1 protein-coding gene is annotated in these 560 nt (G+C 43.4%); it reads left to right on the forward strand.

The genetic code is table 11. The features are described from left to right. Positions 1 to 183: 183 nt before the first annotated feature. On the forward strand, positions 184 to 560 hold a 377-nt coding region (locus IDZ20_RS00050; protein WP_188149383.1), incomplete at its 3' end, for a transposase.

The raw sequence follows: 560 nt of genomic DNA on the forward strand, positions 1-560 counted from the left end.
ATGCTCTCAGTATCGCTAAGCCCAGTCATAAAAATAACGGGGATATTACGCAACGCAGGGTTGGACTTTAATTTTTCACAGGTTTCAAAGCCATCGATAATAGGCATAATTGCATCTAGGGTAACTCTGAAAAACACCTCATAAAATGGCAGAATAGGCTTTTTCAGTTAAGCGGTTAAAAACATGACTCAACTGACGTTCTCCGAAGCAGAATACACTATCAAAAAGCGTAAAACTCGGCGCGAAAAGTTTCTTGAGCGTATGGAAGGGCTCATCCCTTGGGCGAAACTGGAGCAGCAACTCGCTAAAAAATACTCCAAGGGGAGAGTCGGCCGCAAACCCTACCCGCTGAACGTTATGTTACGGGTGCACATTATGCAGTTACTCTATAATTTAAGCGATCCAGCCATGGAAGACACTTTGTATGAAATTGAATCCATGCGCCGTTTTGCGGGCCTTCGACTGTCCGATAACCTGCCAGACGAAACGACAATATTAAACTTCCGCCATTTTCTCGAAAGCCATAAATTGGGTCAAAAGTTATTCGATACGATTCAGAA

This window comes from Teredinibacter waterburyi, from assembly GCF_001922985.1.
Taxonomy (GTDB): Bacteria; Pseudomonadota; Gammaproteobacteria; order Pseudomonadales; family Cellvibrionaceae; genus Teredinibacter; species Teredinibacter waterburyi.